Annotated in this window: 20 protein-coding genes; 2 read left to right on the forward strand and 18 right to left on the reverse strand. The window is 34.2% G+C overall.

What is annotated here, in order from left to right; all coding sequences use genetic code 11:
• Positions 1 to 32: 32 nt before the first annotated feature.
• The 11 genes from EJ994_RS05585 to EJ994_RS05635 form a co-directional block, all read right to left on the reverse strand.
• Complete coding sequence (locus EJ994_RS05585; RefSeq protein WP_054557941.1) at positions 33 to 938, reverse strand: type 1 glutamine amidotransferase domain-containing protein; 906 nt, start codon at positions 936 to 938, stop codon at positions 33 to 35.
• Positions 939 to 1,013: 75 nt separating this feature from the next.
• Positions 1,014 to 2,414 (reverse strand): alpha/beta hydrolase family protein, encoded by a 1,401-nt coding sequence (locus EJ994_RS05590; RefSeq protein WP_054557942.1) that lies wholly within the window; start codon positions 2,412 to 2,414, stop codon positions 1,014 to 1,016.
• Positions 2,415 to 2,523: 109 nt separating this feature from the next.
• Complete coding sequence (locus EJ994_RS05595; protein WP_054557943.1) at positions 2,524 to 3,120, reverse strand: hypothetical protein; 597 nt, start codon at positions 3,118 to 3,120, stop codon at positions 2,524 to 2,526.
• A 7-nt stretch (positions 3,121 to 3,127) separates the two neighbouring features.
• Positions 3,128 to 3,613, reverse strand: coding sequence for an RNA polymerase sigma factor (locus tag EJ994_RS05600; RefSeq protein WP_054557944.1), 486 nt, complete (start codon positions 3,611 to 3,613; stop codon positions 3,128 to 3,130).
• A 174-nt stretch (positions 3,614 to 3,787) separates the two neighbouring features.
• Positions 3,788 to 5,584: a helix-turn-helix domain-containing protein gene (locus EJ994_RS05605; RefSeq protein ID WP_054557945.1), complete on the reverse strand. Its 1,797-nt coding sequence runs from the start codon at positions 5,582 to 5,584 to the stop codon at positions 3,788 to 3,790.
• Positions 5,585 to 6,016: 432 nt separating this feature from the next.
• Positions 6,017 to 8,236, reverse strand: coding sequence for a CocE/NonD family hydrolase (locus EJ994_RS05610; protein ID WP_206507180.1), 2,220 nt, complete (start codon positions 8,234 to 8,236; stop codon positions 6,017 to 6,019).
• Between the two features lie 45 nt (positions 8,237 to 8,281).
• Positions 8,282 to 8,833, reverse strand: coding sequence for a hypothetical protein (locus EJ994_RS05615; RefSeq protein ID WP_241240863.1), 552 nt, complete (start codon positions 8,831 to 8,833; stop codon positions 8,282 to 8,284).
• A 186-nt stretch (positions 8,834 to 9,019) separates the two neighbouring features.
• On the reverse strand, positions 9,020 to 9,742 hold the full coding sequence (locus tag EJ994_RS05620) for a LytR/AlgR family response regulator transcription factor (protein ID WP_054557947.1): 723 nt from the start codon (positions 9,740 to 9,742) through the stop codon (positions 9,020 to 9,022).
• Positions 9,729 to 10,820 (reverse strand): sensor histidine kinase, encoded by a 1,092-nt coding sequence (locus EJ994_RS05625; protein WP_054557948.1) that lies wholly within the window; start codon positions 10,818 to 10,820, stop codon positions 9,729 to 9,731. Before EJ994_RS05625 ends, EJ994_RS05620 begins: the two co-directional genes overlap by 14 nt.
• 325 nt (positions 10,821 to 11,145) lie before the next feature.
• Entirely contained in the window at positions 11,146 to 14,301 is a 3,156-nt protein-coding gene (locus EJ994_RS05630; protein WP_241240864.1) for an ABC transporter permease/M1 family aminopeptidase, read from the reverse strand.
• Positions 14,302 to 14,438: 137 nt separating this feature from the next.
• Positions 14,439 to 15,326 (reverse strand): ABC transporter ATP-binding protein, encoded by an 888-nt coding sequence (locus EJ994_RS05635; protein ID WP_126591578.1) that lies wholly within the window; start codon positions 15,324 to 15,326, stop codon positions 14,439 to 14,441.
• A gap of 208 nt (positions 15,327 to 15,534) precedes the next feature.
• On the opposite strand from EJ994_RS05635, the gene EJ994_RS05640 reads away from it, so the two are divergent.
• On the forward strand, positions 15,535 to 16,326 hold the full coding sequence (locus tag EJ994_RS05640; protein ID WP_126591579.1) for a sensor histidine kinase: 792 nt from the start codon (positions 15,535 to 15,537) through the stop codon (positions 16,324 to 16,326).
• Positions 16,326 to 17,024, forward strand: coding sequence for a response regulator transcription factor (locus tag EJ994_RS05645; protein WP_317128097.1), 699 nt, complete (start codon positions 16,326 to 16,328; stop codon positions 17,022 to 17,024). The genes EJ994_RS05640 and EJ994_RS05645 overlap by 1 nt, the downstream gene beginning before the upstream one ends.
• Before the next feature lie 298 nt (positions 17,025 to 17,322).
• Here EJ994_RS05645 and EJ994_RS05650 read toward each other — a convergent pair whose 3' ends face one another.
• The 7 genes from EJ994_RS05650 to EJ994_RS17710 form a co-directional block, all read right to left on the reverse strand.
• Positions 17,323 to 18,009: a DUF4386 domain-containing protein gene (locus tag EJ994_RS05650; RefSeq protein WP_126591581.1), complete on the reverse strand. Its 687-nt coding sequence runs from the start codon at positions 18,007 to 18,009 to the stop codon at positions 17,323 to 17,325.
• A gap of 31 nt (positions 18,010 to 18,040) precedes the next feature.
• Positions 18,041 to 19,084, reverse strand: a complete 1,044-nt coding sequence (locus EJ994_RS05655; protein WP_126591582.1) for a serine hydrolase domain-containing protein — start codon at positions 19,082 to 19,084, stop codon at positions 18,041 to 18,043.
• Positions 19,085 to 19,123: 39 nt separating this feature from the next.
• Positions 19,124 to 19,978 carry a CPBP family intramembrane glutamic endopeptidase gene (locus EJ994_RS05660; protein WP_126591583.1) on the reverse strand — a complete coding sequence of 285 codons (855 nt, stop codon included), beginning with the start codon at positions 19,976 to 19,978 and terminating at the stop codon, positions 19,124 to 19,126.
• A gap of 126 nt (positions 19,979 to 20,104) precedes the next feature.
• The gene (locus EJ994_RS05665; RefSeq protein WP_054557955.1) at positions 20,105 to 21,214 is read right to left on the reverse strand and encodes an acyltransferase family protein; all 1,110 of its coding nucleotides are present in this window, start codon (positions 21,212 to 21,214) and stop codon (positions 20,105 to 20,107) included.
• 21 nt (positions 21,215 to 21,235) lie between these two features.
• The gene (locus EJ994_RS05670) at positions 21,236 to 21,886 is read right to left on the reverse strand and encodes an ankyrin repeat domain-containing protein (protein ID WP_241240865.1); all 651 of its coding nucleotides are present in this window, start codon (positions 21,884 to 21,886) and stop codon (positions 21,236 to 21,238) included.
• Positions 21,887 to 22,025: 139 nt separating this feature from the next.
• On the reverse strand, positions 22,026 to 22,682 hold the full coding sequence (locus tag EJ994_RS05675) for a hypothetical protein (RefSeq protein ID WP_241240866.1): 657 nt from the start codon (positions 22,680 to 22,682) through the stop codon (positions 22,026 to 22,028).
• Positions 22,683 to 22,768: 86 nt separating this feature from the next.
• A complete protein-coding gene (locus EJ994_RS17710; RefSeq protein ID WP_257786209.1) occupies positions 22,769 to 22,894 on the reverse strand; it encodes a hypothetical protein in 126 nt (41 codons plus the stop codon).
• Between the last annotated feature and the right edge of the window lie 293 nt (positions 22,895 to 23,187).

The following is a 23,187-nucleotide window of genomic DNA, read 5'->3' on the forward strand; positions in this document are numbered from 1 at the left end:
CCTCTTTTAAAAGATTTTTTTCAATTAGCTCTTCAAGTGTTTTTTTTTGCTTGTTCTGTGTTTTGAAGATTCAGCTGTGTTTTTGCTACTAATAACTGAAAGTTTTCATTGAAAAAATAAGGTTTACCAAAAGTGATTAAACGCATCCCTTTTTCTAACTTCTCTTTACTATCCTTAGCTCTTTGCACAGGCTTCACTCCTAAAGCATTCACCACAGCTTCCGCCGAAACTTTTGTGGAAGCTGGATTCTGCCCTGTTATAAACTTGCCAGAAATGACCACGTTTTCTAGCATAAAACTACTTTTTTGATATTTTGCACCTCTAGACTTTACGGCATCTTCCAATAAAAATGGGAATTCATCTATCCATTTACTCTTAAAAATTTTTTCTTCCTCATTAGAAAATCCTGTAATCCTTTCATTATCTAAAATATAATTGTTTTGGTGTTTCACATTAATAAAGGCAGAAGTACCATGACAAACAGAAGCCAAAACTGTACCTTTTCGATTGTATAGATTTAGTATTATATCTTGTAATGAAGGGTCATATGGAACATCGAACATTGCACCCTTACCACCAATAATATAGATAGCATCATAGTCATCTGCGTCTACCTGTGAAGTGGCTACTGTTTGTGAAAGTATGGAAGCTGTATTCTTATTTGTAAAAAAAGCATTATTTTTTTCTTTGGTTGCGTCAAATTTATCTGCCACAACACTACCACCTTTAGGACTAGCCACGGTAACCTTACTATTATTTGAAGTAAAAATATTGTAGGCATCTACAAACTCTTCAAACTCAAATCCTGGTCGTGTTTTACCATTATCTTTACCGTAACTACTTACAATTATGAGCACATTCTTTTGATTTTTGGAAGCAGACTGTGCAAAAGTTATCATTGTAAACAATAACAGAACTACAGTTATATATTTTCTCATGATTTAAAATTTATTATTAGACAAAACTAAGTTTAAGCCATTCTTAAACCATTCTGTTTTATGAATCCGAACGAATTAATTTACATGCTCTAATATCCAACTCGAAATTTCTTTTAATGCTATTGGGGAAAACGTTTGCTCTATCTTTTGATATTCGTCCATCTTTCCAGTTTCACACTCTTGAAAAAAGTGGTTTAAGTTTTCTAATTCTATGATTTTATAATCTTGATTACCTCCTTTAATCAAAGCTTGACGTATTCCATTTTGATTTATTTTGGCTTTTACTTGGGTATCTTTACTACCATTTAAGGACAATACAGGAATTTTTAATTTTTCGATTTCAGTAGCAGGATTGTAATTATAAAAATAGCGAACCCAAGGTGTAGTTCTTGTTTCGATTAAACCTTCAATAATTTCATTCACTTTGGCATCATTACCAACTAATGGTTCTAATATAGGAGCAATCGTTTTGTTGTAATGATTTGTCAATTCTTTTTTAATTATTGATAATTCGTTGTCTGAAGACGCAATTTTAATTGCTTTTCTAATGGCTCGTTCATATTCTGCTTCATTTGGTACAGGAAAAGGCCTCATTGATATAGACTGCATTAATGATATTTCACTCCCAGGAATTCCTGTAGAAGCCAATAAAACCATAAAAGACACGCCTTTTGTTTGATTTGCTGCTAAAGGAGCAATAATACCACCTTCGCTATGACCTATTAATCCGATATCATTAGCATCAATATCTGCTCTTGATTTTAGATACTTTACAGCACTTACTACATCTGTTGAAAAATCTTTTGTAGTAGCATTACTAAAATTACCTGTCGATTTTCCTACACCACGATCATCAAAACGCAAAACTGCAATACCTTGGCGAGTTAAATGATCTGCAATTATCCAAAAAGGTTTGTGATTTGCAAATGTTTCGTCTCTATCTTGTGGACCACTACCACTTATTAAAATAACAGCTGGAGATTTTCCAGATTTTTTAGGTATGGTTAATGTTCCAACAAGTGATACATTAGCTTCCTTATTCTCAAAAACTACTTCTTCTTCATTATAGGGATACGGTTTAACAGGTTCTTGAGGTCTATTATTTTTAGCTTCCAATTTTAGCTTTCCTTTTTTCAAGTTTAAAGGAAGTTGATTCACACCTTCGGTAAATGTGCCTTCAAACTGTTTTAATGTTTGATTGAATTTACCTTCGTACTTTACACCTAAGTTTGCACCATCTATAAGTAATACACCATTTTCAAAAGTCGTTTTTTGAGGTTTTAGAGCAGTAACACGTTGCTTGGGTATTGAAAACTCCGTAACATATTCATTTTCAATGTTTTTAATATTAAAAATAAAACTGATTTCTTTGTCTTCTCCTAATTTTGCTGTTCCGTTCCATATGCCTGTAATGTCTTGAGAAAAACTCAAAACCGAGTACATAAGTATAGCGCATGTGATGTGTATTTTTTTCATTTTATGAAGTTTAAATGTGTTAGAATTTGAACGTATTTTTCCTATCCGAATAACATTCAGAATTAAAATAAATACGTTACCTAGTTATGATTATTAGATTATGATAGGGCTAGTCTTCTAGTTCCTGCAATATGGTATTTGCTGACTCTGTTGCCTTCTTGTATTTTTTTAGTACCCATTGTGAGAATATAAACAAGACCCCAATACCAGAAGGGACTAACCAATTTAGCTTTTCTGTCATTGTAAATACATCGATATCTTTTATGATTTTACCAAATACAATAACCAAAGCTACCAGTACTAAAAAGCTGGTGTAAAAACTTATTTTTTGAATTTGCATAAACTTTGATTTACCTTTTGCATATGCTTCTACAGTTTCTTTAAAAGTGCTTTTAGATATATGCACAGACTTCATTTTTTGAATTGATTTTAAAGACAGCACAGGTAGTACCAAACAAGCAATAATTGCAAATACACCTGAAAGCTTTAAGTACCATACATCTAATGAATTAAAATTGCTAATAATAAACAGTACAGCAGCAAAACACATGAGTGCTGATATTGATTCTGGGACAGATATAGCCCGCATTTTAGTATTAAAACGTTCCTTGGTTAAATCTATAATCAATTGATCTGTCAATATTTTTTGTTGGTCAACTTTGTGACTCATATCTACCCATTGGGATTTCATTTCTTCTAGTTCCATTATTCTATTATTTCTTAATTTGAGATTTTAATTTGCTTTTAATCCTACCTAAACGTGTACCAATATTGGTATTTGTAAAACCAGTTATTGTAGCAATTTCATCATAGTTTTTACCTTCCAAATAAAGTAGTATAATTCCTCTTTCTACAATGCTGAGTTTTTTTATATGCGCATATAACAGTGTTACCCGTTCTTCCATAACCGTGTCAACATGGTCTATTTTATTTAAAAGAAAATCGTCAATGGATATTCGAGTTCCTTTTCTTTTTTCTTTTTTCAAATTGTTGATTGCGGTATTTAGTGCAATACGATACATCCAAGTACTTATTTTAGAATGCTCTTTAAAAGAATCGTAAGATTTCCAGAGTTGATACACAATTTCTTGGTATAGGTCCTTTTGATCTTCAGTATTATTTGAATAAATTCTAGAAGTTTTATAAATAATACCTTCGTTTTCTTTTATATCCTGAATGAATTTCTTTTTTGAATGCATTTAAAGATTATTACACTCTATTAGTTTATGAAGTGTCTAAAAAATCACAAAAAATGTGGTTTTAATTTTATAAAATATCCGTAAGGCATTGTTTTTCAAATATATACTATTTTAAAAAACTAACTAAAATTATATCGATAGAGAGCTTATAAAAGTAAAGTAAGAAATATAAGACTACTTTTTTTGGACACTTTTTAGGTAAGTGTTTGGTGTTGTGCCTTCTATTTTTTTAAAAAACGTATTAAATACGGTTTTAGAATTAAAACCACTATCGTATGCCACAGCCATTATGGTTAATCCTTTGTTTTCTTCTAGAAGAACGCGCTCTTTAAATTCGTTAACCCTAAAGGTATTGATATACTCAGAGAAGTTTTTTTGAAACCCCAAGTTTAATAATTGCGAGACATAATTGGCAGGAAGTTCCAAGTAAGAAGCTAAATCTTTTAAGGATAGGTCTGGATTTAAATACAGTTTGTAGTCTATCATTATTTGCTCTAGTTCCTTGCAGTACTTTTTGATTTCGTTGGAATCTAGTAAAGCCTGTTTATACTTCTTTTTCTGTTTATAATTTAAATTATCTGGAATGGCTTTTAGCATGATGTCTTTAAACCTTTTGTGATTTTTAACAGGTTTAAGAATTGGTGATGGATTAAGTAATAAAATTACGGGCAAACGATTATTGTATGCTTGAGTTATTAAATCAATTACCTTTTCGTTATTACCTAACAAGGCATTTACTAATATCAAAAACGTAAATGCCTTATCTACAAGATCAGTATTTAAATACGTCTCTAATTCTTTTAATCCATCATTACACTTTTCCGTTTCATTGAGTTTTGCATAGCACATGGTTTCACCTCCTAATTTGGTGAGGTCTTTCACAGAAACTCCTTCAAGTGAACCGAAATATGTCAAAGCTTCATTTGGTTTGCCTGACATCAATAAACAAATCCCTATATAAATTGGTGGAAAGGGTAACTTAGGGTCTAAATCTAATGCCTTTTTTAGATAAGGTATCGCAGTTTTATAATCTTCCTTCAAGTAGTATAAAAAACCCTTGTAATGATGATTTATAGCGGCATAAGGATCTAACTGTAAGGCTTTGTCAAGATAATTACTTGCCGCATCTAATTTTCCTTCTACGGTCAAAAAATTAGAAATGGTTAAGTAAATATCGTCTGCTTGTTGCATCTCCAAAGCCTTATTGGCATGTTCGTAAGCTTTCTTAAGATTCCAGTTTTGCCAGCATTCTATCCAAGCCAAATTCAATTGTGACCTTGATGAGTTTGGGTCTAGCTCTAATGCCTTTAACAAATAAGGTTGGGCCTTCTCGTATGCTTCAAATGCGGGCAAAAGCCCCATAGTTCCCATATTAACATAGGCTAGATTTATATCTAAATAGGGATTTGAAAAATTGGGTGATTTATGTATTACTTCTTTTAAGATATTGATACCCTTTATAGAGTTTTTATAATCTAGTTTCATGATGTAGTACCTTCCTTTCAAATATTCTCTATAAATAGCTACAGGTACATCAATAGCTTCTACTAGCTTATCTTCGATTTCGAGATGCCCTATGTGTTCGCGTAATTTTTCAGCGATAAACAGACTAATTTCATCTTGAATTTCAAAAATATTTTCAGGATTTCTATCAAAAGTTTCTGACCAGAAATGAAAGTCATCCAAAGCATCTATCATTTGCACAGTAATGCGCATTTTATTTTTGGATGTCCTTACACTGCCTTCTATAAATGTAGCTACCTTTAGTTTTTCCCTTATTTCTTTAGAGGTTGCTTTTTTGTTTTTAAAATAGAAGGAAGAAGTACGAGAGGTCACTAATAATACCTTTATAGATGCTAAGGCGTTAATTATTTCTTCGGTTAAGCCATCGCAGAAATATTCATTGTTAATATCATTACTCAAATTAACAAATGGCAAGACAGCTATTGATTTCTTATCGATTACAGGCATTATTCAAAGCTAAATTTACAAAAACCATATAGTTTATTTAACGATATATGGGAGAACCTTGCAAATACTTCTAAAGCTTGAAATGCCATAGAAACAAGTAACCAATTTGGATTCCATATTTACTTCTATGTATATCAATGATACCCCTTTTCAAAATAACTTTTTCAGGGCCTTAAACCTAGATACCGAAAAACAGGAAGTAAAGGTCATGGACTTCACTCTATTCCATAACTATTTGTGAGATGATACCAAATCCATTAAATTAGCCTATGGGGCTCGTTTTCTCAAATATCTTTACAATGGGACTCACCGCATCGTTACTTTTGCTTTGATCAATAGGTGCAACCCTGCAGCCCCTGTCCACGGAAAAAAATAGCCAAAAGGAGAATCGAATAGGCCTTTTTTGCCAATGATATACTAATAAGAATTTGGTTATTCCTTTAGGGAATACCAAACCGGTAAGGAAATACTACTATTACCTGAAAATATAATTTTTAACGGGACTTCTGCATCTTTAATATTTTCTTCATTCACATCCTTCCCCGTTCCATAATTAAGTTGTGCATTATTGTTTTTATTCACATTGACCACAGCTACCATCCTACTTCCTTTTTGTAGCTTTTTACTGATTAGTTTAGAATTGTCGAAAGACACTTGCGTTTTTTGATTCGGTGTCAATAAATTTCTTTGTTCTCGATCTGTAGCATAACTCGCTCTACCAATATAATAGCTTAAATGAAAGTAGTTCCCTTCTGGCGTTAAGTGATATAGGATAACGGAATAATCCACATCTTTTTTATTGATAGTAAATTCAAGATTTCCGAGGAAGGATCCATTTATAATCACATCCTCCTCTAAGGGTTCCGATTTAAAAAGCAATCCATCCTTTATATTGATGTTTTCTTTTTCTAAAGGCCAAGGATAATACCCTGTGTTATTCATGCTTTCTCTATCTTTAAAATCAACGGTTAAGTTAATTTTGGAAGCATTCGATTTCGATTTAAGCGCATAAAATTCATCCGATTTAGCATCACTTAAATGAAAAGTCAAGGTATCGTTGGTCATGGCACTTAAACTCGGTTTGTGCATCCATGTATTGGTTCCCATTACCTGAAAATTCACTTTATCCTTTAGAATACTTGGTTTTTCTTTACCTTTTAAGATGTAATCGAACCATTGATAAACCAAGTCATATCTAATGTCAATTAAGGCGGTTTTATCTAATTTGTAATTCCTTAAGAACTCCTGAGGTTGGGTTTGTGCCGTCCAATGATCGTAAGGTCCAACCAATACATAGTGATTTGGATTTTTTACATACTTAGTATGCTGGTCATAATAATATAGGGCTCCTCTTTGAGAATCGTCATAATAGCCTGTTATGGTCAAAATTGGAATGTTGATTTTTGAAAATTCTTGTTTATAAGGAATCATTTTCTTCCAATAAGCATCATAACTAGGATGCTGCATATAGGTATTCCATAATCTATTTACGTGTCCATCCAAGCTATCTAATCTATTAAAGGCAACTCCAGAGGTATACCACGTATTTTTTAAGGTATTCCATCGAGTAAAATCTTGGGAGGCTTTAAAATCCAAAAACTTAGTATTGGTTACATAAAAATTCCAAGAATAGGAATAATTATGTAGTATATTATTTTCCATTGGGTAATCAATTCCTGGTGCAATGGCTACCATGGGAACAATGGTTTTTAAAGCTGGATGCACTTTATATTTCATGGATGCCCATTGGGTAAATCCGTTATAACTACCACCGTACATTCCTACTTTTTGATTGGACCAAGGCTGCTTGCTAATCCAATCAATCACTTCATAAACATCTGTATTTTCATGTTCTAGAGGCTTTACCGCTCCTTTGCTTAATCGTTTCCCCCTTGTATTGGCGATTACTCCAACATAGCCTTTTGAGGCGGATAACATTGCCCCAGTCTCATTGGTACCTGCATAAATAGAAGCAATTAAGATGGCCGGTTTCTTCGCTTTAACAGATTCTTTTCTTTCAACCACTACTACGGAAACCTCTGCCCCATCTTTCATGGGCACTATTATACTGTCATTTATACGATATCTGCGTTTATGGTCTTGTTTTATTGCTTCAAAAAACAGATCTCTTGTGGATTCATAAACCATTTTCAAGAAATATTTGTGGATTAAATTTTGTGCAGTATCATTCGAAATCGTTTCAGTAGTTAAATTTTCATAAGTACGTTCAAAATCAGCAATAAAATAGTCCGTACCATCTCTCGCAATTAATGTGTCATCTAAATTCAGTGCCTGAAAATCATCGGCCTTTGTCACATAGGATTTATATAATTCTCTAAAGGCCACTTGAAAGTTAGGTGTGAGTTTTGCTTTGGCATACTGGTGATATAAATCTAAATAGATCTGTTCCGTTTTTGGCTTGTCCTTAGTTTCTTTCTCGATAGTTGCTATGGCATCGTCATATTTTTCACTTACGATTTGAACCTTGATTAAGTCCAATCCTGCCAATTCTTTTAGCGGATAGGATACAGCCAAAGCTTGCATTTGATTGGCAAGCGCCTTAGCATTGGACTTTGGTACCGTTTTAAATTCAAATCCTTGTCCAAAAGAAGTAAGATGAATTAGAAATAATATCAGCAATATTCTTTTCATGGTTTCCTTTTTAAAAGTGCAATTGAAAAATGCTCAATTTTCATTTTAGTTTGAATACAGTTTTAACTCCTCTTCGTATAAAAAATCATCTTGGGTTTGGATAAGTTTTATGAAATTTTTTATAGCCGGAGCATACAACCACACTTCATCCGTTTTGGCATTATACCCTCTCGAATTTGTAATTACACCTTTGTATTGAATCGTATAGGCCATGAATGTTCCTGCTTCTACTGTTTCTTCCTTAAAGGATAAAACCTCTACATCTTGACTTTGCTTTCCTGTGGTACCATCTTGACTTGTCCAATTTTTTTCATATTTCCACTTTTTACCCACTTCCAAAGGCCAGTCATATCTTGGCGTTTCGCTTTCTTCCGGTTTTACAATGTCTGTTATTGGAATCGTATCATTACCCATTGTCATCCCCAAAACACCATCTGCAATAACTACTTCTCTTGTATCTTCTCCCTCTGAACGTACCTCGCCTTCGGTAGTAACACCTTTATACTTCCAGATCCATTTTTCTCCAACGGAATAATCGGATAAAGTAGGTTGCGCAGCGATTTTTAAGGTGTCATTGGTGCATGAATATAGTCCCATAATGATCAAAACAATTAGAATTACAGGTAGGTGATAATTATTTTTGAAGTTACACATCGTTCTATTTTTTTAATTAAAATTTTATTTCTGAAGCAAAGAAATGATGAATATATACATGTGTAAAGGGAAAGTACAGGAACGTGAATAAAAGAAAATAAGCGTAAAATTAATTTACAAACCAATCAATTATAAGCTATTCCAGTTTTTAAACTTAACAGACTGTCGGCTTGAAACTTCAATCTTTTCACCAGAAATCAAGATGATGTGTAGCTTATTATTAAAATGCGGGTGAATTTCTTTAATAAAATGTGTGTTGATAATTTGACTCCTATTGGCTCTAAAAAACACGGTGGTATCTAACTTTTTTTCAAGTAGATTTAATGAACGTTTGATCATAGCCTTTTTACCACCAAAGTATAGGCGCGCATAATTATCCATCGATTCAATATAGTAGATATCAGAAATTGGAATGAAATAACATTTTTCGCCGTCTTTAATAAAAATCTTTTTATGCATGGGCAAAACATCTTGTGACACCTTTGCCTTCTCTGCCAACTCCTGTTTTACTTTTTCTATGGTTTTTGCAAAGCGTTCTTCCCGTAAAGGTTTAACCAAATAGTCCAATGCGTTTAATTCGAAAGCTTTTACAGCGTATTGGTCATACGCAGTTGTAAAAACAACTTCTGGAACGGTGGTTAATTCTTCTAATAAATCAAATCCTGACTTTTCAGGCATGTGTATGTCCAAAAACAATAGGTCTGGATCTTCGTCCGCTACTAATTTTATAGCCGCATCCACATTGTTTGCCTCTCCAACCACGATAAATTCCGGATATTTTTTTAAAGCACGTTTTACCTCTTCTCGCGCTAAACGTTCATCATCGATAATAACCGCTTTATATGTTTTCATCTGCTCTGTAGGGTACTAGTATAGTCGCTTGTACTATATTATTAGCTATTTCTTCTAAAGTAAAAGAAGCCTCTTTATTATATTGAAGCTCCAAGCGCTTCTTTAAGTTCATTAAACCTAAACCATTTGCAGATTTAGTATCATTTAATTTTCCTGGATTTTGAACTTGTATATAGACTTGATCTCCGTTCTTATCAATTTTCAAAGTTATTAACCCACCTTCAATAACTTTGTCAATTCCGTGTTTAATGGCATTTTCTATCAATAATTGGATGCTCAAGGTTGGAATTTTAAAATGGGCTAACGTCTTATCAAGAGTGATGTCTATTTCCAATCGTTCTTCAAAACGAAGTTTTTCCAACTCTATGTAATCATTTACTAAAGCTAATTCGTTTTTTACTGAAATTAAGTCTTTATCTTTTTCATATAAAGAGGAACGTAATAAGTCGGACAATAAGTCTATCCCACGTCTGGCTACATTAGGGTTCTCAACAATTAAGGACTTTATGGAATTCAAGGAATTAAATAAAAAATGTGGGTTTAGTTGAGCCGATAAATTATCTAATTGTGCTTGTTTCGCCACTAAGGAAAGTTGAGCATATTCTCTTGCCGTTACAACTTCTTTTTGATAATAATGATACAGATGATACGCTAAAATCCAGATAGACATTAACCGTAAACCGGTAAGTAATATGGGATCCCAATAAAGAAGCGATACCCATATATTCTTATCTTCTTCCGCTATCAAGGTCCAATAGCCATACCACTTCAAATTGTTTAAAAGCACATATAAAAAAGCCAATAAAAGTATACTGGGAATTACACGAACAAGCAGCTTTTTAATGGGTAATTGACTCCAATTTGCCTTTAAAGCATATGTTCTGTACATGTGGGTCAGGAAAATTCCAATGGCAACATCTAAAACATAATTACAGAAAGTGTAAAACACCCCATAGTCATCTCTTGTGTATACCGTGTATGCCCAATAAACAGAAACAGTACACCATCCTAGTAATTGGCACTTCCAATAAAGGGCGTTTGTTCTATTACTTTTGAGTGTTTTTGTACTGATATTCATTCATATACAAAGAAACACATTGATTTTAAATTCGGAAAGGAAAAATACATAGACGCACGATTGAAGGTTTAAACGTAATTCGAAATAAATTTTTCTCCCATACCTATTACCCTCCCCTCCCCCTATAGCTATTGGGCCAGGGCCTATAATTAGTGTTTACTCGGGTCATTACTTTTTTTAAAATAATACTTATCTGACTTTCCGCTGCAGCATATTCATTGTTAGTTATTTAGTTTGGTATTCATGGCCCTCGTAATAAACTATAATTTTTATAAGATGTTCAAACTTAATTTCGCAACCTGGTAAAGTGCCATAAGCCAAGAAATTACAATTCTACAGGCTTAACACTTTCAAATTGATCAACTAGTATATGCTGTAACGAATCTGGTGTAACCGCTCTAAAATAGCCTAACAAGTCTTGACTGGTGGCATAGCGATTGGTTTTCATTTTAAGCTTACCGTTAGTGGTATTCCAATTTTCCAAAAAGCGTCTTAAAGCTTTATTGACCTGCTCCTCGCCTATTGCCTTTTGAAATTGATACATGTTAATGGCACCTTTAGCATAATAAATATAGTCTTGATTATCTACTAATGCTAGCGTTGGTTCTGCTCCAGATTCTCTGAGTTTGCCTTCTTCGTATTTCTCTAATTGCAACTCTAAAAATTGATGAACCTTTTCTTTTGGATAGTGCGCTTTTAAAACCATCATGGCTGCATATTGAGAAAGTGTTTCCAAAATAAAGTATTGCCCTTTTACATTTGCGGCTTCTACTTGCATAGCAAACCATTGGTGGGCAATTTCGTGTGCAGTTACATAAAATGCCATATCTACATCGGTTTCATCATCAATATCTAAAACAAAACCTATAGATTCTGAGAATGGAACAGTGCCCGGAAATGATTGTGCAAATTGCGCATAACGCGGAAACTCCATGATACGTAACTGTTCATATTGATACGGACTGAAATTTGTGCTATAGTAATCCAATGAGGCTTTCATAGCCATCATCATTCTATCTATGTTATACTCATGACCTTTATGATAGTAAACTTCTAAATCTACTTGTTTCGAAATAGCATCAGATTTTGAAATCCATTGGTCTTTTTTTATGTCATACCTTGCTGAAACAATTGAGTAAAAATCAATCATTGGAATTTCCATTTTATAATGAAAATAATTACGATTATTTTCTGTCCACTCCCTCAATAAATTCCCAGGAACTAAAGCTGTTTGGTTAATTTCTGTTCCTATGACCATTTCAAAATGAATACCGTCAGAATCACTACCAGATCTTGCATTAACTAATTCTTTAGGGTCATTTCTATTTGCTCTATTTGTTCTTTCAGATAAATTATATTCTGAACGTTCATCCCTATCACTTAGCTCATATTTTCTGTTGTAGCCTAATGTTGGAAAGTCTTTATTGTTAAAGAATGTTCCATTTTCAACAATATTAGCATTTGAATTACCTGCTTCAAATCCATTCGTAGTGAATGATTGCTTAGAGTTCATTTTAATTGAATCTCCAGGATTCAAAGAGCTATGCAACTGATAGATAGTATAATCGTAGGTAGCGTATGTATTATTTTCTGTTGCGCCTCCATCAAAAGTGACAGCATCTAATGTGATATTCTCTTCAATTAGTTTCTGAATATGAATCTCATTAATGGGTTGCGCATTGGTGTTTTTTAATATATAATACCCTTCCACAGTATAATCTCTTGATGAAGGATACAATTCCACTTTTAAATTCACATCTACTATTTTGGGCTGTGGTACATATTCAAACTGTTTGAGTTCTTTTTCATAAGCTACTCTAAATTCAGTTGCTTTAGTATTGGTCCAATAGGTGTTTAAAATATTCGTATTGTAAAAGATTAAACTTCCCATTAGTATAAATACTAAAAAGACCATAGAAGCAACTATAAAAAGCGGCTTGCTCAATCTGTTTTTGCTAGCTCTTATGCGTTGCATTAAATTGGTTTCAGTACCTCTTACGTTTACTAAAGACCCAATAATTAGTAATAGTATTCCGAAGAGAAACCAATACAATTTAATTAACAGATAGGGTTTTAAAAAATGACCATAACCATTCATATCAGAATACGTTCCTAAAGCACTGCCTCCGAAAAAATATAAATCGTGATCAAACCCGAATAAACCTAAAGCAACATTGGCAATAAAAAATACAATCACCAACATTATGCCTACAAACTTATGGTTTACCATAGATTGAATAAAAAATGCAATGCATGTATACAGTGCTAAAAACGGTAAAATCTCTAAGAAGAAACCATAAAAATAGACTTGGAATTCATATTTGTAATACCCTCTTAATGTTTGAAATATAATTCCCGACCCAATTAAAGCGAGCATGAGTACAACATAAATTAAGTTCAACCCAATGTACTTACCGGCTAATTTTAAAAAGCTAGACATGGGTGTTGCATCATAAATTAGATTGAGCTTTGCACTCCTCTCCTTCCAGACCAATTCTCCGGAATAAAAGACCAAAACGATGATAAAGAAATAAATGGATGTTTCTTGAAGTTCTTCAACAATAAAGTAGGTTGCCGGATAGCTATCAACGCCATATACCGTACCGAGATTTACGGAATTAATGAGGATGATAATCATCCCACAAATAACAATTCCCCAAAATGATGCTTGCTTGCAAATACTGATAAAGTAAAACCACGAAAACTCTTTTAACTGTGTCCATTTAGATGGTAAACCATATTGTTTTTTAACTTTAGGGATTTCTATATCAGTATTTACATAGGCACTTTTAGCTGCCAATTTTTGAATTCGTTTTCGCTTTGATTGCTTTTCTTTAACAACATTAAAATTGAATTTTTTATAACCATAGATTAGCGCAAGTATTCCTAGAGTTACCCAAAACAGTTTGTTATACATCAATACCCCTAAAAAAGTTAGTTCTTGTGTACTTTTTTCTAACGCTGACCAAGACTTTGTCGCAAAAGTGGTTGTTGTTAGCGAAAATGGATCTAGAATGGCTTGCCAAAATTCATGAGTGATAGCTTTGGTTAGCATAAAAATCACAAATAAAATAATACCTTGTGTATAGACTACCACCAGGTTTCTGCTTAAAGCACCTGTAACAAAAAATAACGAAGCTCCAAAAAACAACGTTGGTAACGTTACCATTAAAAATGTCTTTATATAAACAATGGCATTAAACCCTAATAGATCTTCTGGATTATGCCATGGCATAAATTCGCTTAGCATCATGCCAAATAAAATACCTGTAAATGCAAATAGCAAAACTGCAAACGATCCTAAAAATCGACCTTGTAAATAATCTTTTTTGTTGATTGGTGCAGAAAATAGCAATGATTCAATATTGTATTCAAAATCCCTTAGTACGGAAACGCCCATTATCATTGACGCTAAAATCATAAATATACCGGTAATGGCTCCCATAGTTTTTGCAATCACTATGGGTGAATTATTTTTCATCAACCCCATGTCTGAACCTTGAAAAATAAAGTCAACACCAACAATTGAAAATAGAAATAGAAAAAGGAAGAATACATAGGTGTCCGGTCGTTTAATTCGGTATTGTATTTCGAACTTAAAAATAGTATACCACATAACTAATTAGATTTAAGGTTAGTATTATTGAATATTTCCGAAAAATAGACATCCTCTAATTCGGCATTAATAAGCGAAAAGCCGTCTCCTGGATTCGTATCACTTACGATATGAATGGTTGGTTTTCCAAGAAATAATCGTTCACTGATGACCTGATAATTTTCTTTATATAGGTTCAATTCTGATTTTTCGATTGTTTTTTGATAAACTCTACCTTTTAAACTTTCTAGAATCTTTAGAGGCTTTCCTTTTAAACAAACTTGCCCTTTATTAATAATGGCCATATTTGTGCAGAGTTCTTTGACATCGTCAACAATGTGTGTGGATAAAATAACCACGGTATGTTCCCCAAGCTCGCTTAGAACATTGTAAAATCGATTGCGTTCTACAGGATCCAATCCTGCTGTTGGTTCATCTACAATAAGTAACTTCGGATTGTTAAGTAAGGCTTGTGCAATACCAAAACGTTGCTTCATCCCACCAGAAAATCCTTTAAGATTTTGTTGTCGCACCTCATATAAATTGGTTTTATACAATAGCGCTTTCACCAATTCTTTGCGTTCGTTTTTATTAGTGATGCCTTTAAGCACTGCGAAATGATTGAGTAATACCTCGGCAGATATTTTTGGATACAAACCAAACTGTTGCGGTAAATAACCTAATACCTGCCGCAATTCATTTTTTTGTTTTAATACATCGATGTCTCCAAGAATAATGGAACCAGCATCGGCTTCTTGCAGTGTTGCAATAGTTCGCATTAACGTAGACTTGCCTGCACCATTTGGGCCTAATAGACCAAACATGCCTGTCGGTATATCTAGTGAAATGTTTTGTAAAGCTTTGATTCCGTTTGAATACGTTTTTGATAGATTGTCAATTCTAAGTTCCATACTGTTCGTTTTTTGATTGATTGAGGCAAACTTATGGTGGGCCTTAATTGTAAAAAACAAAAAGTGACACATCTCATGTTAGGCGTGATACAAGACCTTAAGAAGGGTGCAAACGTACTTTATCCCTACTAAGTAGGTGTTTATCCCTCTGTATCTATTGTTTGTCAACTAATTTGTAGGAGGAATTTTATTTAATTAATCTTGACCTATGAAGTTGAAAATATCAGATAGAAAAAAGAAAATTATAAACAGGGTTTATAAGATATCCCTTGTAATTATAGGTTTAGTCATTGTAATCTTTAATGACACTTTTGGTAAATTAGAAGGGTTTGCTGAGTTTGTTGTATTGTACTTTATTCTCTTAATCATTACAATTGCCCACTGGGTTTTTAAACAGATCAAATCAATTATTCGATTAAAGAATGAAAAAGAAAAAACAGAATTACTGCATTTAAAAAGTCAGGTAAACCCACATTTCTTCTTCAATACACTCAACAATTTGTATGGATTAATGGAAAAAGATTCTAAGGAAAGGGAAATGGTACTTAAACTTTCTGATATGATGCGATATAGTATTTATGAGGGCCAAAAAGATCGGGTTAGCCTCAAACAAGAATTAGATTACTTAAAAAACTATATTGAACTTCAAGGAATACGCTATCATAAAAAGTCTGATGTTCAATTTAATTCTGAAATTGAGCATCCGCAAGTTAAAATTATGCCTTTACTATTTATTATTCTAGTAGAGAATGCGTTTAAGCATGGCTTGGAAAATTTAGAAAAAGACGCGTATATCCATATTAATTTAACCGAAAAGGATAATAACGTAAACTTCACAATTGAAAATAATTTTGAATTACAACAAACACCCAATACAGAAGGTATTGGTTTAAAAAACTTAAAGAGAAGATTAGAGCTAGTTTACTCCAATAAGCATTCTCTTTCTTTTGACGTAACCGCCAATAGTTATAAAGTTAAACTATCTCTAAAATTAAAATAATGAGATATCTAATCATAGATGATGAACATATAGCCCACAAGATTATCATGGAATATTGTGAAATGCTTCCGCATATGAAGTTGCAGAAAAACTGTTATAGCGCTTTGGAAGCGCTTGAGTATTTGAATACACATCAAGTTGACTTAATCTTTTTAGATATAAATATGCCCAAATTAAAAGGATTTGAATTTTTAAGAACCTTATCATCACCTCCTAAAGTTATTGTCACGACAGCCTATAGTGAATTCGCAATTGAAGGCTACGAATTAAACGTTGTAGATTACCTGTTAAAACCTTTTAGTTTAGAACGTTTTTTGAGTGCTATTAATAAAGTAACGTCTTCGACCATTAGTACAATAAGTATGGCAAGGCAGCAGAATATAAAGCCTGAAGGACAACATATTTTTTTAAAGCAAAATAATAGTCATGTTCAGTTAGCTATAGATTCCATACTATTTATTGAAGCTTCTGGCAACTATACCAAAGTTGTTACTACTGATGGCATCATCAGCATTCGAGAAAAAATATCGGATACGATACAATTATTTTCAGACAATGATTTTCTTCAAGTTCATAAGTCTTTTGCCGTTGCAAAAAAGCATATACGTAGTGTAGAAGGCAACAGAATTTACATTGGAGATCATATTGTGCCTATTGGTAAACTGTATAAAACAAATATCATTCAATTATTGAAATAAGTAATTGTTTGTTCTAACAGTAAGTTGCCAACTGTTTTGTGTATGTGTAGTAGCGAATTTAGAAACACTAACTTTCAAAAAGTAATTTACAAAATAAAAAATAATAGCGATTTGAATTAGAACTCAAATCACTAGTTCTTATAGACCTCTTAAGTTTGATTCTTTTTAAATTGATTGTATAATAAGAAAGAACAAAAGAGAGCTTTAAGGTTAGTAATTAAGGTGAAGCTTAAAACTTCGATAATCCCAAAGCTTCGGGAGTAATACTCTCTTTGTTGTATGCCTTTTTAATTTAATTTTACTCGTTGCTAGGTCTTATGCCAAACATTAATAAATAACCTATCATCCAAAATTCTCCGATGGTTGCTGGTAGAATAAGGAATCTATTGTAGCTAAAATCAATTCCTGCGTAGCGGATAAAGGTGGTAATTAGATAGCCTATACCCCCTAAAATAATAACTCTCCCTAACCAGACGGGCATCCTTTTAGATTTAATGACGATATAACCCATGGGAAACAGCCAAAGCCCAAAGAAAAGACCACCAATACCCCAAGCATTTGAAATTATATTTTGAAAAACCTGAATTAGTACAACCTTATCTTCCATAACACTTATGTCAGAATTAGCAACACCTATTGCAGAGGCGATTGAAATTGCACTTATCATAATCGCTAAAGCATTTACCATTCCCCATATACCTAAAGTCCAAGCTTCCAATTCATAACTATCTTTAAACAATTTGTAAAACCAAACTGCGGTAAGTGCTTGAGATATTACGATAGCAAACTCAAAGAGCAACCTAATTCTTGCGGTGGATTCTAATTCTACCAAATTCGTTAGCGTTTGTTCGGGGTTTCCAGAAACAAATATTTGAGAATGAAAGACCATAAACCCTAAAATCCCTGAAATAGCCATCATTAAATACCACACTCCAGTTATTCTTGCAGTTTTAATCAATTGTTTTTGTTCTGTATTTCCGATCATAAATGATTTGATTTTAATTTTAAGGTATTGGTTACTTTCTGCTTTTCAGGATTTTTACAATTCTATTATTAATTTTTTCTGATACGTTCCAAGAGTATCCGCCACTAGTATTTACAAATTGAACAACCACAGCATCAATATCCTTGTGATACTTGGCAATACTGCTGTAACCTGGTAATAATCCTGTATGTTCATATACATAGATTGATGTATAAATAGCTTGTTCCTTATCATTTAGCAAGGAGCCGTCGTTCAACGCCCTCAAGAATATACCCACATCCTGTGCTGTAGCCACCATGGAGCCGGCAGGGCTTACAAAATCATTGGGCTTTAGGTCTGGCTCATAGTCTACGGCATATCCGCTCATAACATCGTCTAAATTCACTTCACTTAGCAAACTGTAGGTATCGTTGAGCCCAAGGGGCATTAAAACTTCCTTTTTGATAAATTGGTGATGACTGTATCCCAATGTTTTATCCAAGATTTCGCCAATCAACAGATAATTGGTATTTGAGTACCTATATTTTTTATCCGGTTTAAAATCGGCAGGAGTATCGAGGACCAAATCGAGCGATTCTTTAGTGTTTTTAGAATAATCGTTTACCCAAAAACCTGGAAAGTCCGTGTAGTTCGGAATACCAGACCGATGTTGCACCATCATTCTCAAGGTGATTTTATCGGCATTTTCAATTCGTCCCACCAGTTCCGGCATATAATCAGCGAGCGTTTTGTCTAAAGACAACTGATTGTCATTAACTAATTTTGCTACGGCAACAGCAACATACAACTTGCTAATGCTGGCAATCCGGAATAAAGCTTTTGGGTTGGCAGGAATCTTATTTTTTCGATCCTGCCAGCCAGCGGCATAAAACTCAGGTGGCTTTCCAGCTTGGTCTACATAAACAATCATGCCGTCCAAACCGTATCCAATGGCATCATTGACCTGTTCCTGAACCGTATCTGGTAATGGTGTTAACAGTAATCTTAGCAAAATCCATGGCACAAAGAATAGTGAGCTGATGCTTGCCATAATTAATATGATTTTGAGTATTCGTTTTGATTGTTTCTTTGCCATAATACGATTGTTTGTTTTTTCATTTTATTGTCTTAAAACCTAGAGGTTCTCAACTTTCGCCTTTCGCCAAAAATAGATGGCAAATAGCGTCGTAATAATCGGTAGCATGAGTCCGTATTCATCTATCCAAAAAGTCGTGCAGTTATTTGTTATCGTCAACGGCGTGAAAATCTTCTGTATGAATATATTGTGTACGGAATGAAATAGGGCCGCAGGCCACAAGCTGTTGGATTTAAAAGTATAGTAGGCCAAAATGACCGAAATTGCAACTATCATTACGGTAAAAGCTGTAATGTGTAGCAACAGGTTTCCACTTCCCTTGTATATCAAAAAGATAATTGGCCAATGCCATATCGCCCAAATCAATCCGCTAATCATGGAAACACCACCAAAGGAAAATAGTTTCCGAAGTTCGTAGTTGAAGAATCCCCGCCATCCTATTTCCTCGCCCAATGTCGAACCAATGTTCTTTACAACACCAACAATAGATAAGAGAACAATCATAGTCAATAGTATAATTGTACTACTGAAACCTTCCATGCCTAATTCTTGCGACCACTCGGTGATAGTTTCCTGATTGAGCACATTTCCAAAACCGAAAACCCAAATCAATACATAGGCAATCATAATATAGGCTACCGGAATCAAATAGGATAGGCGTAAATTTTTCAAACTTTTCAGACCCCATGGAAGACTTGAAATCGGTCTTTTCAGTAGCTTTAATGTAATAAAGGCGGATAATGCAGGGCTCATCATTAAAGCCCCGACATAGATGCTTGTAGGGTTCAGCTTGAGTATTGCGTAATAACAGATAGTACTTAGCAGGGTCAAAATACCCAAAAACAACAGTATCGTTTTCCGGACTTCTTTGGGATGGCTTAATTTTTCCGACATTTTAATATTTTTAAAGAACACTTAATAAACCGAGGCTTGTTACATTTCAACTTTCAAGACTATCAAAAAAGTAACATTAAAGTATCTTAAAAAGTGTGACCAATCGTTCGGTTTTTTAAATTGGAACTAATTTGAAGAGTCCTTAATTTTTAGATGATACATTTTCATGAGCTTTTTTGCTTTATTGGATTTCCATTTAAGTCCAAACAATGGCTTTAAGAATCCAATCCTTTTAATAATAAATTCATAAATGAGATAGCAGGCTAAACCTGTAAAAGCTACAATACCTACGAATTTCAATAAGATAGGTATTTCCAATGGCAATATGAACATAGCCCCTGCGTACAAAACAAACATGTGTATGATATAAACAGGATACGCTGCTTGGCTCAAATAACTCAGGATTTTACTTGGTTTGTTCAAGTACTTATATCCGAGGCCGAAAACGCCGAAAATCCAACAATTGGATTCGATAGCCGTAAGATAACCGGGTGCTTCCGTCGCGTAATTAAAATATCTTATGCCGAACAGCACGGCGGCCAAACCAATATATAACCAGCGCCATTTTAAAACGGTCTGCCAGAATGTTTTACCACTGTACACGAAAAGAAAGCCGAAAAAGAAGGCCAAAAATCCAATAAAAAAGCCATGCCAAGTCTCCGCATATAGGGCGAATAGCTGGGGTTTTACCAGTAATGCTTCAAGCACAAAAAATATAGAAATCGACAAAGGCCCAACAGGATTACCCATGAATTTGGACAAGCCGTTTTTAAATCTTCCATTCTCGTTCTTTTTCAGATAGAAAAATAAGGGCAGTAACAGCAGGACGTATGCAAAAATATTCCCTAGAAACCATAAATGCCCTACATGCGGATAATAGCCCAACGGCATATCATAATACGTCTGAAAAATATACATGTGTAAGGTGGTTATGGCTATAAAGCCAAAGACGAAGGGTAAAAGAATACGCTTTGTCCGTTCCAGAAGCAATTGTTTCCAGTTTCTCTTGCGCATGGCAAAATAGAGCCCCATTCCCGAGACGTAGAACAAAAGTGGAATCCGCCAGACGTTTAACATGGTCATTGGTTTCCATAAACCTTCTAGAAATTCATCGCTTCTGATAAAGCCAATGAACATGGCCCAAGGTTGAAATACAATGGCGATGTGATAAATGAGCAGCAAGCCAATGGCAATAACCCTTAACCAATCAATATCATATCTTCTTTCAGTTTTCATCATGTTTAATTTTAAAATCGATTATTGCAACATCATTGCTATGACCGGGCGGGTTTTTTCGATTTCGGTCAACTCAATTTGTAAACCTATCGGCCCTAATTGCTGCTGTAGCATTTCATAAATGGGTTTTATTTCTGCAAATGGCCCCATAACACTTTCCCTTGGTGTCATACCAAAGTTGTTTTTAGCGGTCTTATCGGCTTTGGCATCAATAAGTGACTGTACGACTTCGACTCTACAAAAGAATGCGGCCGTATGCAAAGCTGTTGCACCATCGTTATTTTTAGCCGATAAATCCGCACCGGCATCAATAAGGGCTTGCGCAATTTTATGCTTTCCAAAGCTCGCGGCAGTGATTAGTGGTGTGGCCCCGGTCATAGGGTCTTTTTTGTTCAAATCTGTTCCTGCCGAAATATGCTGTTTAACGGCTTCAAGATTGTCCGATAGTATCGCTGTTTGAATATCCATTTCTGGTGCATCAACTACCGACTTGGTTTCGGTACTGGTGGTTACTTCGGTTTTTGATTTACTGCTTGTTTGACCACATGCGGTCGTAAGTAAAAGAAGGCCTAATGACATGTATCCCAAGGTTCTTAATGTGTTAATTCTAAATGGTTTATTCATGATTATGTTATTTAATTTTAATAGGTATTCGTGAATCTTTGATTTCATGATTATATTTTTTTGATTATTGCTATTATTTTTTCTTTAGTAAACGACCTCGGGGCAAGCCCGCAATGCATTCGTAGGAAACGGACTTTTAATTTCGAGGCAAGCCTTGGGATATTATACCCTTTGGCGGTGCAAATGATTAAAACCAGCTAAAGCCAATTCCTAAACTAAATTGCACCACCTCTCTGTCATTATTATTATCTAGCTTTACACCACCCAGGAGTAATTTGGATTGGACGTTTAAGGCAAATTTGTTTTTTCTGTACACTTCGTAACCCGTGCTCGCCATAACAGCTAAACCCGTATTCCAATCTTCATTTATGTTATCTTCAATATCATATAATGCAGGGCCATCTATGGCTAAACCGGCACCACCATGTATCCACCACCGGTCTTTTACCCAGTACTGAACAGAAGGTATAATGCCTCCAAAGTGCCTGTCGTTATCATTAAGCGTGTAAATCATTCCAGGTGCAGAAACGGTAACGGCTAAACGGTTGTTCAGCATATAGCCAAACTTTAATTCAGGAAAAGTGCCACCGCCTTGGGTATCATCAAAACTTTGGGTTCCAGCACTATCTTCTATACTGATTATACCGCCACCTAGACCAAATTCGAAGATAAAACCATCTCGGTTAAAGCTGTTTTGAGTGTTAGAAATGTTTTGTGCAAATGCTAGTGCAGATATTAAAGTAAAGGCAGCACACGCCACTTTTAACTTAGCTTGTTTTTTGATTGTTTTACTCATGTCTTTGTTATTTAATTTTAATAGGTATTCGTGAATCTTTGATTTCATAATTACATTTTTAATTATTGTTATAATTTTGTTATGGTAAGGGATAGACTTTGATTAGGGCCTACCCCTTTTTTCAAACCAACAAACTAGGCTTCTAAATGAAGGTAAGGTCTGGAATGTGACCAACGGATTCTCTTGCTGTCCTCAAAATGGGTAAAGAAAGTGAACCTTCTAGATTCCGTTGGCGATTGATTGATGCCCGTTTTACTCATGGCTTTGTTATTTAATTTTTATAGGTATTCGTGAATCTTCGATTTCATGACTGTGTTGTTTTTTGATTTTTTCATATTGATCGTGATTAGCGGTTAAAGTTTCTGTACTGTGCCCATTGGGTTCTTTTGCTTGCGCTAAAGGATGAGAAGTACTGTCCTGTTCTTGACTCCGTTGCTGTTCTTGTGATTGATGCTTTCATAATTATTGTTTTAAATTGTTCGTTATGATTTTTGATGTTACAAAGGTGCTATAGAACTTGCAGCAACCTGTAGGAGCTATGCGCAGAACTATG

Origin of the sequence: Maribacter sp. MJ134, assembly GCF_003970695.1 — a bacterium.
Classification (GTDB): domain Bacteria; phylum Bacteroidota; class Bacteroidia; order Flavobacteriales; family Flavobacteriaceae; genus Maribacter.